Consider the following 341-nt stretch of genomic DNA (forward strand, 5'->3'; position numbering starts at 1 on the left):
CTCTCCCGTGGGAGAGGGCTGGGGAGAGGGCAAAACGACCGCCCCGATTTCAGACGACCCCCAAACTCAAGGTCGTCTGAAATCACCTGCCCACCCTAACCCTGTCAGCGGCAACCGCCTCAAAGAATACAACGGCATCGAATACACCTACGACGCATTGGGCAACCTGATCTACCGCCAGCTGCCCAATGGCGAAAACCAATATTACCAATACGATCTCGAAAACCAGCTCGTCCGCGCCGAAATCAAAAAGCCCGCCGGCAACACCGAGATTTGGGAATATGCCTACGACCCGTTCGGACGCCGCCTTTCCAAAGAACGCCAAGACAAACTCGCCTGGA

Annotated in this window: 1 pseudogene; it reads left to right on the forward strand. The window is 56.3% G+C overall.

Annotation, left to right across the window (positions count from 1 at the left end):
• Window positions 1–7: 7 nt before the first annotated feature.
• Window positions 8–341: pseudogene (locus HMPREF2726_RS11085) on the forward strand (type IV secretion protein Rhs); the annotation flags it as partial.

It is taken from the genome of Neisseria sp. HMSC074B07 (assembly GCF_001810355.1).
In the GTDB taxonomy this organism is placed as follows: domain Bacteria; phylum Pseudomonadota; class Gammaproteobacteria; order Burkholderiales; family Neisseriaceae; genus Neisseria.